The organism is Chryseobacterium sp. 22458 (assembly GCF_052044975.1).
Lineage (GTDB): Bacteria > Bacteroidota > Bacteroidia > Flavobacteriales > Weeksellaceae > Chryseobacterium.
This window is the reverse complement of the sequence record NZ_JBQEOA010000007.1, coordinates 1-15,165: the sequence shown is the minus strand read 5'-3', so window position 1 is coordinate 15,165 and position 15,165 is coordinate 1. Positions and strand designations below refer to the sequence as shown.

Annotated in this window: 13 protein-coding genes and 1 tRNA gene; 9 read left to right on the top strand and 5 right to left on the bottom strand. The window is 37.2% G+C overall.

Annotation, left to right across the window (positions count from 1 at the left end; genetic code table 11):
• Positions 1 to 133 precede the first annotated feature (133 nt).
• On the bottom strand, positions 134 to 4,930 hold the full coding sequence (locus ACTJJF_RS19740) for a translocation/assembly module TamB (RefSeq protein WP_440700756.1): 4,797 nt from the start codon (positions 4,928 to 4,930) through the stop codon (positions 134 to 136).
• A gap of 4 nt (positions 4,931 to 4,934) precedes the next feature.
• Between ACTJJF_RS19740 and tsaD the strand changes: the two genes are divergently transcribed.
• Genes tsaD through ACTJJF_RS19725 form a run of 3 tightly spaced genes read left to right on the top strand, consistent with a single transcriptional unit; the run spans position 4,935 to position 7,098 of the window.
• Positions 4,935 to 5,951, top strand: a complete 1,017-nt coding sequence (gene tsaD / locus ACTJJF_RS19735) for a tRNA (adenosine(37)-N6)-threonylcarbamoyltransferase complex transferase subunit TsaD (protein WP_065400657.1) — start codon at positions 4,935 to 4,937, stop codon at positions 5,949 to 5,951.
• Positions 5,948 to 6,358, top strand: coding sequence for a hypothetical protein (locus ACTJJF_RS19730; RefSeq protein WP_312302431.1), 411 nt, complete (start codon positions 5,948 to 5,950; stop codon positions 6,356 to 6,358). The genes tsaD and ACTJJF_RS19730 overlap by 4 nt, the downstream gene beginning before the upstream one ends.
• A gap of 44 nt (positions 6,359 to 6,402) precedes the next feature.
• Positions 6,403 to 7,098 carry an RsmE family RNA methyltransferase gene (locus ACTJJF_RS19725; RefSeq protein WP_440700755.1) on the top strand — a complete coding sequence of 232 codons (696 nt, stop codon included), beginning with the start codon at positions 6,403 to 6,405 and terminating at the stop codon, positions 7,096 to 7,098.
• 105 nt (positions 7,099 to 7,203) lie between these two features.
• Here the strand turns inward: ACTJJF_RS19725 and ACTJJF_RS19720 are convergent, their stop codons facing one another.
• Positions 7,204 to 7,884, bottom strand: a complete 681-nt coding sequence (locus tag ACTJJF_RS19720) for a TrmH family RNA methyltransferase (protein ID WP_440700754.1) — start codon at positions 7,882 to 7,884, stop codon at positions 7,204 to 7,206.
• Positions 7,885 to 8,035: 151 nt separating this feature from the next.
• Here ACTJJF_RS19720 and ACTJJF_RS19715 point away from each other — a divergent pair, with 151 nt between their 5' ends.
• The gene (locus tag ACTJJF_RS19715) at positions 8,036 to 9,052 is read left to right on the top strand and encodes an asparaginase (RefSeq protein WP_312306321.1); all 1,017 of its coding nucleotides are present in this window, start codon (positions 8,036 to 8,038) and stop codon (positions 9,050 to 9,052) included.
• A 54-nt stretch (positions 9,053 to 9,106) separates the two neighbouring features.
• Positions 9,107 to 9,193: transfer RNA gene (locus ACTJJF_RS19710), tRNA-Ser, on the top strand.
• An 89-nt stretch (positions 9,194 to 9,282) separates the two neighbouring features.
• On the opposite strand, the gene ACTJJF_RS19705 is transcribed toward ACTJJF_RS19710, so the two are convergent.
• Both ACTJJF_RS19705 and ACTJJF_RS19700 read right to left on the bottom strand, forming a co-directional pair.
• Positions 9,283 to 10,077 (bottom strand): GLPGLI family protein, encoded by a 795-nt coding sequence (locus tag ACTJJF_RS19705; protein WP_312306319.1) that lies wholly within the window; start codon positions 10,075 to 10,077, stop codon positions 9,283 to 9,285.
• Positions 10,078 to 10,079: 2 nt separating this feature from the next.
• Positions 10,080 to 10,310, bottom strand: a complete 231-nt coding sequence (locus ACTJJF_RS19700; protein WP_312306317.1) for a bacteriocin-like protein — start codon at positions 10,308 to 10,310, stop codon at positions 10,080 to 10,082.
• Positions 10,311 to 10,626: 316 nt separating this feature from the next.
• Between ACTJJF_RS19700 and ACTJJF_RS19695 the strand changes: the two genes are divergently transcribed.
• The 4 genes from ACTJJF_RS19695 (at position 10,627) to ACTJJF_RS19680 (ending at position 13,890) form a co-directional block, all read left to right on the top strand.
• Entirely contained in the window at positions 10,627 to 11,037 is a 411-nt protein-coding gene (locus tag ACTJJF_RS19695; protein WP_440700753.1) for a hypothetical protein, read from the top strand.
• A gap of 257 nt (positions 11,038 to 11,294) precedes the next feature.
• Positions 11,295 to 11,837: a helix-turn-helix domain-containing protein gene (locus tag ACTJJF_RS19690; protein ID WP_312306313.1), complete on the top strand. Its 543-nt coding sequence runs from the start codon at positions 11,295 to 11,297 to the stop codon at positions 11,835 to 11,837.
• A gap of 86 nt (positions 11,838 to 11,923) precedes the next feature.
• Positions 11,924 to 12,838, top strand: a complete 915-nt coding sequence (locus ACTJJF_RS19685; RefSeq protein WP_440700752.1) for a hypothetical protein — start codon at positions 11,924 to 11,926, stop codon at positions 12,836 to 12,838.
• A gap of 221 nt (positions 12,839 to 13,059) precedes the next feature.
• Positions 13,060 to 13,890, top strand: a complete 831-nt coding sequence (locus ACTJJF_RS19680; RefSeq protein ID WP_440700751.1) for a DUF2490 domain-containing protein — start codon at positions 13,060 to 13,062, stop codon at positions 13,888 to 13,890.
• A gap of 144 nt (positions 13,891 to 14,034) precedes the next feature.
• Here ACTJJF_RS19680 and ACTJJF_RS19675 read toward each other — a convergent pair whose 3' ends face one another.
• Entirely contained in the window at positions 14,035 to 14,730 is a 696-nt protein-coding gene (locus ACTJJF_RS19675; RefSeq protein ID WP_440700750.1) for a hypothetical protein, read from the bottom strand.
• Positions 14,731 to 15,165 lie beyond the last annotated feature (435 nt).

Here is a 15,165-nt window from a genome sequence, read left to right as displayed (position 1 = left end):
TTAGTTAAATTACAATTTCTTTAAAAAATCTATGTATTTTTTGCAAATTTACGAAAAATAATTTAACTAAAAAATATATATCAAATATTAACAATAATTAACACAGATGATAAAAATCATTAAAATATTCTAATTATTTGCCTTTTGATTTTATAGAATCTGTTTTTATTTCACCTTTTGCTTCCGAAGGTTTTTTATCTTTTTTCTTCTTTTTAAACAAAGAATTGAAGCTTTTACTCCATACTGCCCCTACCCCATAGGCCTGATTAGCAGAACCGTTAGTACTGGCCAGTCCCATCCCTATATTGGTAGGTTTGGAATAACCACGGATGACAAGCGTACCGTCATTCTTTTTAGAAAGGTCATATTCAATAGAACCTTCCCCTGAAAGATAATTGTTTTGCGCTCCTTCCGTCTTCGATAACGGGATTCCCAGACCGGTCTTGATATTGACTCTCGGTGAAAGGGCAACACTTACCCCGGCATTGGCTCTGTCCCCGATGCTGGCATTCTGGTCCCCTTTTACATAGTTAAGGTCAATCTGAAACTCATTACTCATCGTATTAAGTACTGATCCCAGCTGTTTCAGAAGCATATTATATCCGGAAGATTCTGCTACATTTCCTACATTCACATCTACACCTCCTGTATTGGATACATTGAAGGTACTCAGCAACAGAACGGAACCGAACTGAAGTACTTTTTCCCCTTCCTGGCTCATTTTGGCAGCAAGTGTTTCTCTTACCTGGCTGGAAACGTCCAGTGCTGTTACATTAAGATCAATCTTAGGATCTACCAACGACTGGGAAATGTGCGCCTGCAGCAAGATACTGATAGGCTGAAGTTTACTCAGACTCAGATATTCCCCAACATTGGAAACCATCCTCACATAATTGGCATTGATATCCAGGGAAGGCTTCATCGCATCACCATCCCATCGGATGCTACTGTTTCTTTCTATCTGGAACGTCTTATTAAGAATAGCTTTGGAAACAAATGTTCCGTTATCTACCTTATACGTTCCGCTCATTGCAATATTCCCCTGTCTGTTCATGTGGAATTTCAAAGGATCTGCAGAACCTTTCACGGTAATATTTCCTACATCATCTCCTACCAGTACATTCACAGTGGTTCCTTTATCAACACTCAGACTGAAGTCGACATTCATATTGGCTCCTGTCTTTTTCTTGTCCTCGAGTGTCACCAAACCGTCTTTTCCTTCTTTCAGGAACCTCAGCATTTTAAATTCTTCAACATTCGAGGTGGAACTTGAATTAAAAGTAAAGGTACTTCCATTCAGGGCTTTCATATTAGGTGTGGTGATACTCAGTCCGGAAACAGGTCCGTCCACATAGAGATCTCCCTGTCCGTAGACACGCCCCCAGAACAGATCATAGTCTTTCTGTGTGGTATTCAGCATCAATAGATTATCTGCTCTCATTACCAGAGATACCCCCATGGATGAAAGTGTTTCAAACTGGATCGCACCGGAAACATTCCCTTTGGAATTCGATCTTCCGTCATGCACTTCAATATTGTTAAGGATAGCAAGACCTTTGGTCAACTGAATTACAGTATCATCAAATGAATAATCTACCCCAGTAAAGAGAAGTTTTAATCCAAAATCTTTTAAAGCAATGTCACCGCTGTAGTCAAGATTCTTAAGTTTACCATTGATTTTAAGATCTCCGGTTGCCTTTCCTCTCAGGTTTCCGAAGACAGACTGCACAAACTGCTGGGTGAATGCCAGGTCAAAATCACGCATTTCAGCTGTAAGATCAATATCCGGTGAAGCAGTATTATTGTTAACAGTACCTGTTAAATTCAAACTATTATTACCAAGAGCACCTGCCGAATGTACTTTCACATCAATATCATAGACATTCAGAGAAAATCCGTTGGTTGCCGAAATGGAAATATCTCCCATATCGTTACCATTCATCTTAATATCATCAATGGTAAGGTCCACCAGTGGCTGTAAAGTGTTTTTATCCATTTTGATCTTTACAGTACCGTTGGCAAGTCCTTTTATATCCATACCGTTACCTCCGGACTGCATTTCCAGAAGTTTTTCTATTGAAAAATCATTGATATCAGCGTCTACATAAAAATCTTTGGCCGATTTAAACTGTGCTTCTTTGATAAATAAGGCACTTTTATCAGAATAAACCCGCAGGTTCCTGATATCAAAATCCCCGGTCTGCCTTCTATAGGTAATGGAATGGTTGAGTTCAGGACTGGTATCTATTGCCCAGGTCACTTCATTGAACTTCACTTCTGTAGGTTCAAATCTGAAGACATAGTCTCCCGCAGCATCGGTAGACTGATCTACATTGATGGCATATTCCTTAAGCTTTTCATTGATTTCGTCATCAGGGCTTCCATGCTTAAATACAGTGGCAAGATGAAGTGTATTTCCGTTTTCATTATTCCCTTTCAGCTCAAAATCCTTGATGATATTTTTGTTGTACTCCAGTCTGTTGATTCTTGCATACAACTGCTGGTCAAGATTAGCCGTATTGATCCTAACCTTCACACTGTCTACCATGGCACTGTCCCGGTTCAGGTTTTTCCTGTCATTGATTTTATATTCCGGATTGGAAGCTGCCAAAGCCTTGTCTGCATCAGTAATTTCCTCTTCCTTGGTCATAATATATTTCAAAGAAGTGGCATCAAGATTCAGAATCAGGTTATTGGAGTTCCCGTCATATTCTCCTTCTACAAGAGCCCCGTTAGGCAATTTCAGGTCTGGTAAGAAATAGTTGACCAATCCCTGACGGACATCAAAGTTCAGCGCAAAATTCTGTCCACGGTATAATTTTCTCGGCGGTGGCCCCACCAATATTTTGCCCACACCATTTTCTACCATTCCTAAAAGGTCGGCAAGATTATATTTTCCGGAAATTTTCCCGGTAGCTGCTCCCGGCGCATCAACATCAATTACCCGTCCTCCTGCTTCAACAAATGTCCTCAGCTTCGCATTGGGAATATCATATTTCTGGGTTGCCGTAGCAAAATGAAGGTTATTGGCATTCACATCCAGCGTAAGATCATTAATGGATGACATTGACATCTTACCGTCAACCTGTCCGCTTACAATCTGATTCCCCGGTTTGTTGGTGAAATAATTCATGTTCAGATAACTGACATCTGCATTCACATCCATTGCCACTTTAGAAGTACTGAAATCTATTAACCCCTTAATAGTAGCTTTTGCCTGTTCATCATTCACGGTGATGAGCCCGTTATATTTTTTATGATCCAGTAGTCCGTCCAGGTAAAGGTTATTGATCACCTTATCCATAATTTCAATGCTGGCAACCTGGGATTTGGTAGTCAGACGCATGGTATTGACATCAAAACTTTGTCCGTTAAGATCAAATTTCCCTGAAATTAAGCCTACTGTTTTATTTTTTGTAATCACAGAGGTGTTTAGATCTTTTACATCAAGGTACCCTGAATATTTAGGCATCGCTGTACTGTAGCCCGTCAATGTAAGCTTGGAAATCTTTGCCTGCCCTATCCCTGTCATCAGATTCCCGTTTTCCACATAAATCTGATCAGGATTTACCTTGGCCGTCCCGTTATATTTCAGTTTCCCGAAATCATCTGCAAAATTCTTCATCTTACTGGAAATGAAAGAAGGCATCATGGCTTTTAGATCCTTATAGGTAAAGTCTGTAGAAAGGTCTTTCGTTTCAATCGAAAAATGTTCTTTCAGCAAGTTATCTACCTTCATGGTCTTTGTGGCAATATTTACATCAGGATTTCTGATAAGGAAATTTTCAAGATGGAATTTATTTAAAGGCCCGGTCATTTTTCCTGCAAGGTTGAACGGTTTGATATTATCCCAGTTGGTCACAAAGTAACTGATGTCATACCCGCTCATCTGGCTACCCTGGCTGATATTCATATCCCAGCGAACTCTGTCTGCAAAATCTGCCCACGAACCATCATTAAGGTTAAATTTAATATTCCCCTGTAATAAAGTATGATCTGTATTTAAAGTAAGGTCTTTTAAAGATAAAAACTGTTTCGTCAAAGACAATTCTGTGGAAAAAGTATCTACAATGTGAGATTTCCCCCACCTCTTTGTCACAAAAGACATATTATTGATGAGCGCCGAAACATTGGGTCCGTTGACTTTTACGTTCGGGGCTTTAAGATTAAATTGTGTTGCAGTAAGCCATTTTCCCTGATCTCCCGGAGAATTTTCATTAACGATAGATACTTTTGAGTCAATGATCTGAATTCTTGAGTTCAATTGAAAAGGAGGCTTATTCGGGTCTCTTTTTTTACCGTTGTCAAAGAGTTCTGTAAATCTGACAAAATTGGCAATACTGTCTCCTTTATAGGTAATGACTTTTACATCGGCATTAATGAGGGTAAGAGAATTGAAACTTAAGGAATTACTATTTCCGGAAATAGCATTTACGGCAAGAGAGATCCAGTCTGAATCAGCACGGAATTCGCGGGCTGTAATAAAATCAAGGCCTTTATAGTCTTTTACTTTTAAACCTTTTATCGTTACATCACCGAAATAATTGACGTCTACACTTTCTGTGGAAAACCCTGCTTTAAAATCCTGATTAACGATCTGCAGTGCCTGATTTGCCGCCCATTGCTTGGTTACCGGAAGATTAATGATCACCATAATACTTCCTATCAGAAAAAGTCCGACCCAGAAGAGAATCAGAAGAAGCTTTGCCCACCAGGTATAGCTGGTCACATCCTTCACCGCCTGTTTCCCGAATTCTTCAGCCGTTTCTATAGGATGGTTGATAGCATCTGAGGCCAGTTCAGACGCCTCTTTTACTGTTTCCCGCACTTTTCCTTCTACATTTTCAACAGTCTTCTGTACCTGATCCCCTAGGTTTTCAGCTACTGATTTTTTATTCTCATTCTCGTTATTATTCTCTAACTTTGCCATTATTATGAGCGACTCTATAATTTTAGGTATTGAATCGTCCTGCGACGACACCTCAGCAGCTATCATCAAGGGAAATTCTATTCTTTCGAACATTGCCGCAAACCAGGCCATCCACAAAGAATATGGTGGTGTGGTTCCTGAACTGGCTTCACGAGCCCATCAGCAAAACATCATCCCTGTTGTTGAAAAATCTTTTTCTAAAGCAAATATACAACAAAATGCAATTTCAGCTATAGGATTTACACGCGGACCCGGACTTTTAGGTTCACTTCTTGTAGGTACATCATTTGCTAAATCTCTGGCTATGAGTCTTAATGTCCCTTTGATTGAAGTAAATCACCTTCAAGCCCACATTCTGGCCCATTTCATCGAAGATGCAAATCCTGTGCCGCCTGCTTTCCCTTTTCTGTGCCTTACCGTAAGCGGAGGGCATACGATGATTGTTCTTGTAAAGGACTACTTTGATATGGAAATTATCGGGAAAACCATTGATGATGCAGCAGGTGAAGCTTTTGACAAAATAGGAAAGATCTTTGACCTCGATTACCCTGCCGGACCTATCATCGACAGGCTAGCGAAAGAAGGAAATCCTGATGCCTTTCAATTCAATAAACCGAAACTTGAGAACTATGACTACTCTTTCAGCGGTATCAAAACTTCCGTATTGTATTTCATCCAGAAGGAAGTCAGAAAGAATCCTGATTTTATTAAAGAAAATCTCAACGACCTTTGTGCTTCCGTACAGAAAACCATCATTGAAATTCTGATGAAAAAACTGGAAAAAGCAGCCAAAGATTTAAATATTAAAGAGGTTGCCATTGCCGGAGGTGTTTCTGCCAATTCAGCTTTAAGAAAAGCAATGGAAGACAATAAAGAAAAATTAGGATGGAATATGTACATCCCAAAATTTGAATATACTACGGATAATGCTGCTATGATCGCCATGGTAGCACAGCTGAAGTTTGAGAGAGGAGAATTTACTGACCTGAGAACTACTGCGACTGCAAAATACGATTTATGAAAATACTCCTGGAAGAAAAAATATTAGGTACACAATCTAAGAAAAATTCAAAATATTATTGGATTTTAGAAACTGTTACAGGAAAAAACGAAGTGACGGAACAATCTGAAGAGGATGATTTTCTAATGATAAGTTCAGAAATTGGATATATTCAAAATATAAAGGAAGAAATCATTGAGAAAATCAATTCGGAAAATGTATTTAGTTTTGCTTATGAGCCCAAAGAGGGTGATTATTTATCCATCAAAAATAATTTAAGAAAAAACGAATACCTGAATTTAATTTTTATGAATAATAAGTGGGTTGAAGAGATTTACGCATGTTCTTATAGAGATTGTGAAGGTGATATTTATACTACAATAAAAACCGGTGTGGCATTTTTAAGCGAGAATGAAGTTTACTTTTAATGATCATTTATACATAAATTCAGGAAGATTCTAAATATTTAAATATGAAACTTTTTTACGGAGAAATCAACGGAAACGGAGTCATAATCAACGATGAAGAGCAGCAGCACATTGTAAAGGTTCTCCGTATGAAAAATGGTGAGGAAATTCATGTGACGGATGGAAAGGGAAACCTTGCTTCCGGAAAACTCAGTATAGAAGGTAAAAAGGCAGGAATTGAAGTAACAGAGATCAAAGAAAACCTGCCGGGATTCAGCACAAAACTGCATATTGCCATTGCACCTACCAAAAATATAGACAGGATTGAATTCTTTGTGGAAAAGGCGGTAGAAATGGGTATTTCGGAGATTAGTATCATTACCACGGAAAAAACAGAACGTAAGAATATCAATATTGATAAGATCAGAAAACAGGCTATAGCTGCTTCAAAGCAAAGTCTGAGGTTTCATTTTCCGGTCATTCATGATATGATGAAGCTCAACGATTTTCTTAAGAATATTGATCCGGAACATACATTTGTAGCCCATTGTAACGAAAATCTTGAAAGAACAGATCTTAAGGACATTCCTGCAAGGGAACATTTGACATTTTTAATTGGCCCTGAAGGAGATTTTTCGGAAAAGGAAATTGTATTTCTTGCAGATCATAAGGTCAAAGCAGTTTCTCTCGGGAGCCAGAGGTTAAGAACTGAAACCGCAGGTTTGTTTGTAGCTGCCTGGAATTACTATAATATGATATAATATCAGCCCGGAAGGCAGTTGTTTTCTACACTAAACTATTGATCAATAAAAAGAGGCAGTTTTAAAATCTGATGTTCAGACTTTTGGAACGGCCTCTTTTGTTATTTATTTCCAATCTATATGATGATCTTTCAGGTATTTTTCAAAGATTTGCTGTCCGCTTCTTATTGAATTGACGGTCCAAAGGATTTTCATCCTCAATAGTTTCTCTTCATCCAATTTATAATCAATATCAGATTTTATCAGTTTTTGTTTCAATTCGTACATACAGATTGAAGCTGCAACGGAAACATTAAAGCTTCTTGTGAAACCATACATCGGAATGGCGAGTGTTTCATCTGCAAAATCGAGAATTTCCTGAGAAACCCCTTCCATCTCGGTTCCGAAAACCAATGCAATGGGTTCTGTAATTTCATATTCAGGCAGCATTTTAGCATTATTTTCCAATGAAACCACCACTATTTTGTAGCCTCTGTCTTTAATATTCTGAAAAGATTCCATATTCCGTGGAAGTTTTTCAACCTCTACCCAGGTATCAGCCCCTTTTGTTACTCTGAGATTAGGCTCAAAGCTATATTCTTCCTGCAGGGCCACTACTTTATGAAAACCGCAGGCCTCTACAGAGCGTACAATGGCTGCAGCATTTCTAAACTGATAGATATCTTCTACAACCGGAAGCACAAAATCTGAACTTTCCCGGGAGAAATGTTCAATTTTCGACAATCTTTCTTCTGTTAAAAACTGTTTTAAATACTCATAGGTCTGAGCTAAGTCTTTCGTCTGCATTTCTTATTTTTTTCAATAAACAATCTGACGCCTGCAGCTTTATTCTCATAAAATTTCAGCATAAGCGCATATTCATTTTCAAATCTTTGCAAATTAACGTAATTTTGGCCTATGATCCCTAATTGGGTTCCAATTCTTAATTAAAAAATACATGAAGCGAAAAGTCCTGCTCATCTATACCGGTGGAACCATCGGGATGGAAAAAGATTATGAAACCGGAAGTCTCCGTGCCTTTGATTTTGGTAATATCTTTGAAAAGATGCCTGAAATGAAACTGATGGAATGTGAAGTCTTCGTTCATCCTTTTGCAAAACCACTGGACTCTTCGGATATGGGGCCTGAGGAATGGAGAATTATCGCTAATTATATTCAGAAAAATTATGAAGATTACGACGGATTTCTGATTCTTCACGGAACGGATACCATGTCGTATACCGCTTCTGCATTAAGTTTCATGCTGAAAGGATTAAGAAAGCCGGTAATCATGACCGGTTCTCAGCTTCCGATTGGAGATTTAAGAACAGATGCTAAAGAAAATCTTCTGACCAGCCTTTATTATGCCAGTCTTTATGAAAATGATGAAGCGGTAATCCAGGAAGTTGCCATTTACTTCGAGTATAAATTATTAAGAGGAAACAGAACGTTGAAATATTCTGCAGAATATTTTGATGCCTATTCAAGCCCGAATTACCCGATATTGGGGCAATCCGGCGTTCATTTGAATATTCTTAAGGATAATCTGTTCCGTTGTGATCCGGAGGTAGAATTCCATGTTGATGAACATATTTCCGAAGATATTCTGTTCTGGAGAATTTTTCCGGGAATGCATCTGAGTCACTTCAAAGAGATCCCTAAAATGAAGGTTCTTATTCTTCAGGTTTTCGGTTCGGGAACTATTTTCAGCAGTGAAAAGACACAGGAAACACTTCAGGAAATCAGAAATAACGGAACGGAGATCGTAGTAGTAAGCCAGTGTATATCAGGAGGTATCTCGTTCGGAAAGTATGAGAACAGTAATATTTTCTCAAGAATCGGTGCCATCAGTGGAAGAGATATGACTGCTGAAACTGCGATCACTAAAGCCATGCACCTTATTGGCAACCCGAGTTACCCGGGAAGCTTTGCCGATAACTTCACGAGAAGTCTTTGCGGAGAAATTACAGATTAATTTCAATATTTATTTGGATATTTGGGAAAATACACTATTTTTGCAATCTCAAAAAGAAAGGTGTCCGAGTGGTTGAAGGAGCTACCCTGGAAAGGTAGTATACGGGTAACTGTATCGAGGGTTCGAATCCCTTCCTTTCTGCAAGAAAACTGAAGCCTGTGCTGATTTAGCGCAGGCTTGTTTTTTGATCATAATCTGACATTACTCCATGATGGATATTTTTTATTTTGTTAATCCAAATGATTATTTAATCTTCTTATATTTTGAATGATCTGTTCTTCATTTTCTTTAGGTGGTCTTTTACCAAAAATTGATATAAATGAGCTAATCGGATCATCCATTAAATCGGTTCGTTTCTTTAAAAATTTTTCATAGGAAGTTTTTACACTAAAAGGAATATTTCCAATAGGAATTTTAACGTCTTTCTTTAATCCTGATAATTTAAAGTGAAAATATTCTTTATCATCATAGGCTTCCAACACTAAACCCGGTAATCCTTTAAAGGTATAAGGACCTTCTGATATTGGAATTTCTGAAGTAAACCAAGCTGTTATTTTTTTCTTACCGTAAATGGTTACTGCTTTCTGGCAATCAAAACCATTAATTTTTTTTCTGATATTCTCAATTTGCCAATTAATTTGATTTGTACTTTCGAAAGAGTATCCATCTTTACCAATCTGATCATAAATTGTAGATTTCCCTCCGAAATAATACACTTCAGGTTTAAACTTGGCAGATGGTATAGCTCCGGTTTTTAAAATAATCTGCCCATTGACTGGATTTTCTAAACTTCTTTTAGCAATCTGTTTACCAATAGAATCAGCCACTGTCTTGTAACTACTTTTAAAATATGAAGATCGCTTTCCAATCAACAATACAGTGTTTTCTGTTTTTCTGCTATTTATATTAGTAGTGTCAATCAAAAATACTGCTTCATAGTCTACCTTAATATAGGAGGTATCTACTTGAGAAAAAAAGAAATTGCTTATAAAAAGCAGAAAAATAATTAAAATCTTATTTATCATATTTATGATCCGTAATCTTCAGAGCCACAGGTATAAACATTGAATAATTGTCCATTATGAGTCATACATGCATATGCTTCATCCTTTGATTGCTGACTATCTAAATCATAACATACTGTATCAGTTGCTGTGTTATCATTACACCATGCTATCATTACATATGATTGACAATAGCGTCTTCCGCCTTTTACATTTTTTAACTCCTCTCTTGAAATTTTTTTTAAATTATTCATAGTAATTAATTTTCAAATTAGCTAGATAAATATATGATTTTTCACTCTGTCTAATCATAAAAATACGTAATTACTAAAACTTCATCATTATATAGAATACACGCAAGATGAAATAAAGTTTTGCTGAATAATATTCTTTAATTTACTGCAATCTGCTCTCAACCCAATTCAAAATGTTTTGCAAGACTCCACTTTTATCTTCTGTTTCTACCATACGTATTTCTACCTGTATCCATAATCAGTGGTTTCTACTATAAAAAACTGCCCAGGTTCTCCGTTACTTTGGAACATAAAATAACCACAAAAACATCTTAATATGACATCAACCAATGTAAACGTAAATTCATCCGGACAGGTACAACTTGGAAACGGAGCGCAGTTCTGGGTCTATCTTTCTCCTCAGAATGATACAGCCAAAATGATTTCTACATGGCGGGTAACCTTCTCACAAGGAAACTGGAGCGACACCATCTCCAGTGAAGATCCTACCAAACAAATCCAGACTCCTGGTCTTTCAGGTATCTTTGACATTAAAGTGGAACTATTAAGCGGATCAACCGGTACATGGAGACAGATCCCACCCCAGCAGGGAAGCCATTATGAAATAGGCTGTAACTCCAACTGTGCCTCAATGGTAGGTATTGTTGCCGACAGCACGAATCCTCCTATCGGAGCCATCAATGCCCATTTCTGGACAACATGGGATGCCATGTGCAAAGCAGGATAAATCTCTCAAAAATCAGTCTATATCCCAAGATTGTCGCAGTATTTATTATTGCGGCAATTTCTTTTTCACAGTTATTCTATAAATAACTTATAATCAATACTTTAAAATGCAAATATTCACTTTTCCACAAATTACCAACAAGTTATCCACAATTCATCTGTTGTTTTATTAGCCTTTAGCATTCTGATTTTACTTTCCATCATGTTTTTTATTAAATTAGCACATCAATCCCCTTTATAAAACATAAATAGCCAACCATGGAGAACCAGGTAAAGATGTTGAGAGAAAAAAAGAATATGACTCAAAATGAGCTTGCCGAAAAGTCAAAGCTTTCTCTACGGACCGTTCAAAGGGTTGAAACCGGAAGTACATTGAAGGGATTTACACTTAATGCACTTGCTCAGGCATTAGATAGCCGGCCCGAAGATCTTATTTGTACAACTAAAGATACGATTGATGTAGGAAGGGCAAAAATCATTAATCTTTCTGCATTGTTTGGTCTTATCTTTCCTTTTGGAGGGGTTATTGCTTCTGCTTTTTTAACTTACCGGACAAAAGATTCACGGAATAAGGAACTGGGAAAAGGTATTCTGTGTGTTCAGATTATTCTTGCTGCAGTTTTTTCCTGTATTATGATCGCCAGTCCTTTTATTCAAAAGATTTTCCTACTGAAGTTTCCGCTTTTTATCATCCCTTTACTCATTTTTATGGGTTTGAAGGTTTATATCATTATTAAAAACGGAATCAGCCTGAACCAAAAACAGGAACTAATTATCAAACTGAAAACCAACTTCTTATAAAAGCAGTCATAGAACTGTCGTAAAACTGTCATCTTGTTTTCAGCGAAAAAGATGTCCGGATTTCCGAATCTTGTACAAAAAAATTCATGAAAACATTACAAAGAATTGTAGTCGTCGTTTTACTACTTATCCTTATTACAATAGCAGGCGGCTATTTTTATTTTGATCAGAAATTTACTCCGGAGAAAAACTATCTCACGATAGAAAATGAAAGCGGAAATGTTCCAATGATATGGGCTGACAGCAATAAAAGCGCTCTTCTTTTACCCACTCATTTCCCGGGAGATTCAACAACCTATTACCTCCAGTTTGATACAGGGGCCGCCTATACTGAGCTGTACAGTCCGGTTATCGAAAAAATAAAAGCAGTTTCAATCCGCAACGGATGTGCCGTATCTTCTTTCTATATAGGAAAAACTAAAATTACTTCCGATCATTTCAAAGTTTTCCCTACCGGAAAAAAGTCTGGCGAAAATGCCTCTGTCAAAATCATCGGGACTCTTGGTGCAGATATTCTTGAAAACAGGAAAACACTGCTAAATTTCAGAGACAATTTTATTGTATTCAACCTGTCAAAGGAGCCAGATGATTTTAAAAATAAGCTTATTGATTTTACATTTAAAAAGAGAAAAATTGTGATCGACGGTAATTTAAAAGGCAAAAATGAAAAGTTTCTGTATGATTCCGGGACGAGTGCTTATGAACTGCTGACGAATAAAGGAAACTGGGAAGCTCTGAAACGGCCACAATCAAAAGTTATCACAGAAAAAGCCCAATCAAGACCGAATGTATTAACAGCTTATACAGCAGATACTGATGAAACCATCCGTTTCAGGGATAAAGAGATTCCACTGAATACGGTTACTTATGTGGAGGGATTTTCCCAGACCCAATATATGCTGATGAAGTTTTCCGGAATGACAGGTATGCTGGGGAATAAAATCTTCCTGAAAAACCGGATTTATATAGACTGTTCCAAAGAAAAAATCGGAATTGAATAAGCCTTTCAATCTTATTGATATCCGTCCATTCCTAAATCTATCCTAAATCAGATATTTATTTTGTCTTGTTTTTAAACAGCATTAAAAGATTTTAAATAAACATGCAACTCCACAACATTTCTAAATTTGCAACGACAAAGTATTCTCTCTCCGTATTGATGCCACCCCTACCCATCTTTGGGTTTCGCAGATATTTACAGTTAATCGCAAAGCAGTTATTCATGATATTGAATATAAAGAAATTTTTCACAGGATTATTTTTATTGATGTGCGCAGGAACACTTGTACAAGCGCAGATCAGCCCGCCCGGATTAGGAGATGCCAAAACCGCTTTCTGGTCCGCATTTGGAGTAAAACGCCAACTGGATTCATTGGGAAAGAAGCAGGCTCTGAGCTATATTGCCATAGGGCGTAAAAGCAGCCCTGACAATAATTATTTATTTTCCAGACAGGCTATTTTTGTATTGAATCATGAGGTTTACCATTCATTTGCCCCACATCAGCAATATAGCTATGCCATCAGCTACCGCCGGCAGCCTCAATATGAAAGCGAAGCACCTTACGATAAAGAAAATACAGAGCAGGAATTCAGAATATACGGACGATATGACTACACTTTTGATCTTGGAGAAAAATTGAAACTGAAAAACACAGTCCGTCAGGAATTCAGAAAGTTTTTTGATGCAGATTTCCATAAAGTAGAAGAAGATTTCCAGTTAAGGACCCGCATAAAAAGTCAGTTAACCTATAATTTATCTCCTAAAAACAATCAGAAACTGGCAATAAGTGCCGAAGCTTTATTTTCTGTCAGCCACCTTAATGAAACTGTTCCGGAGTGGGAAAATTTTGGGTATCGTGAAATGCGTATCGCTGCTTATTATATGTTTACCATCCCCAACTCTCCTTTTACAGTAGATATCGGCTATATGGATGATCTGATCAGAGGAAGCAAAAGTATTCATCATGGAGGGGTACATTACCTTGCTGCAGATCTGATCTGGAATATTCCTTATAAGAAGAAAGCGGTAACTGAACAGGATTATCCTGACTAAAAAATTCTGATAGTAAGATCTTCATATTTCAATAACTTCAGGTTCCGGATATGAAAAAAAATCCCGGTCATTACTGGCCGGGATTTTTGTTGAAAAACATAAGTTTTCCGCAATATAATTAGTATGAATGTATGGTGTAAAATATTAGTTGCACAGCGTCAGAAACTGACGGCTCATATGTACCTTGAATCTTGCATCAGCTTTGGAACGGCTGTAGATGGAATGTTCAAAAGCTTTTACTGTTTTCAGCTTCTGATCAATAAATGCTGCAATATCTGTAAGAGAAAAAATAAAATCCCTGTAGACTATCATATTGACCATCTGACCATAATACGGCAGATAAGCTTTCAGAAACGGCAGTACCTTCTGATGGCGGTTATAGCTGATACAATATCCTACTCCGTCTACTGAAGTCACAATATCATAATCATTCACGTAATCCAGGATATTTTTATCGCCTTCCAAAGCAGTAGTATTTTTGGAACAGTATTTATTTATTTTATCCAGAATATGCTGGGCATACTCCATCATTGAGATATTTTTAAATTCAAATACATGATTCAGTCCTTTTTTGGAGGTAGCGTCTTTTTCACAATGATTACAGAAAGAGATTCCAATTCTTTCATGATAAGGGAAAAAACAGTCTTTCACTTCAATAAAAGCATCTGCCTGTACCTTATCTTCCGCAAAGTTGTAGTAGAGATAAGGGCTGTACAAAGCGGAAAGAGCTTTCAGATAATCGATCTCGCTTGTATTATGGTATTCTTCAAACCATTTTTCAAGATTATCGTAATAATGGCTTTCAAAGTCTTTAAAGTTTAAGTAAAATGGCAATTCCATAGCTCTGTAATTTTGATATGACAAAGCTATTCCGGTAATGCGACAAAACTTGACGTGTTATTTTTTTTGTATTAAAAAATATCAATAGTCAATTTTTGCTTCGCAAAGTAAACGGTCAATAATTATAACGCAGAGTTCGCAAAGTTTAATAATATGCATCGTTTATTTGTTCGCAAAGGCATTTCATTCAGCAGAGGAACATACTTTCATTGCTGAGTGAAACGCCGTAGCGATCGAAAAAAACAATAAGATACCATAGAAAACTCTCCGAACTCTACGTTTAAGATAAATTCGCTATCTATAGATTTCATTCAGAAGAAACATACTTTCATTGCTGAGTGAAACGCCATAGCGATCGAAAAAAATAATAAGATACCATAGAAAACTCTCCGAACTCTACGTTTAAGATAAATTCGCTATCTATAGATTTCATTC

What these genes read in the sequence shown, in the direction of transcription:
- ACTJJF_RS19740 (WP_440700756.1), bottom strand. Translation starts at nt 4,930, where the DNA reads ATGGCAAAGTTAGAGAATAATAACGAGAATGAGAATAAAAAATCAGTA.
- tsaD (WP_065400657.1), top strand. Translation starts at nt 4,935, where the DNA reads ATGAGCGACTCTATAATTTTAGGTATTGAATCGTCCTGCGACGACACC.
- ACTJJF_RS19730 (WP_312302431.1), top strand. Translation starts at nt 5,948, where the DNA reads ATGAAAATACTCCTGGAAGAAAAAATATTAGGTACACAATCTAAGAAA.
- ACTJJF_RS19725 (WP_440700755.1), top strand. Translation starts at nt 6,403, where the DNA reads ATGAAACTTTTTTACGGAGAAATCAACGGAAACGGAGTCATAATCAAC.
- ACTJJF_RS19720 (WP_440700754.1), bottom strand. Translation starts at nt 7,884, where the DNA reads ATGCAGACGAAAGACTTAGCTCAGACCTATGAGTATTTAAAACAGTTT.
- ACTJJF_RS19715 (WP_312306321.1), top strand. Translation starts at nt 8,036, where the DNA reads ATGAAGCGAAAAGTCCTGCTCATCTATACCGGTGGAACCATCGGGATG.
- ACTJJF_RS19705 (WP_312306319.1), bottom strand. Translation starts at nt 10,077, where the DNA reads ATGATAAATAAGATTTTAATTATTTTTCTGCTTTTTATAAGCAATTTC.
- ACTJJF_RS19700 (WP_312306317.1), bottom strand. Translation starts at nt 10,310, where the DNA reads ATGAATAATTTAAAAAAAATTTCAAGAGAGGAGTTAAAAAATGTAAAA.
- ACTJJF_RS19695 (WP_440700753.1), top strand. Translation starts at nt 10,627, where the DNA reads ATGACATCAACCAATGTAAACGTAAATTCATCCGGACAGGTACAACTT.
- ACTJJF_RS19690 (WP_312306313.1), top strand. Translation starts at nt 11,295, where the DNA reads ATGGAGAACCAGGTAAAGATGTTGAGAGAAAAAAAGAATATGACTCAA.
- ACTJJF_RS19685 (WP_440700752.1), top strand. Translation starts at nt 11,924, where the DNA reads ATGAAAACATTACAAAGAATTGTAGTCGTCGTTTTACTACTTATCCTT.
- ACTJJF_RS19680 (WP_440700751.1), top strand. Translation starts at nt 13,060, where the DNA reads ATGATATTGAATATAAAGAAATTTTTCACAGGATTATTTTTATTGATG.
- ACTJJF_RS19675 (WP_440700750.1), bottom strand. Translation starts at nt 14,730, where the DNA reads ATGGAATTGCCATTTTACTTAAACTTTAAAGACTTTGAAAGCCATTAT.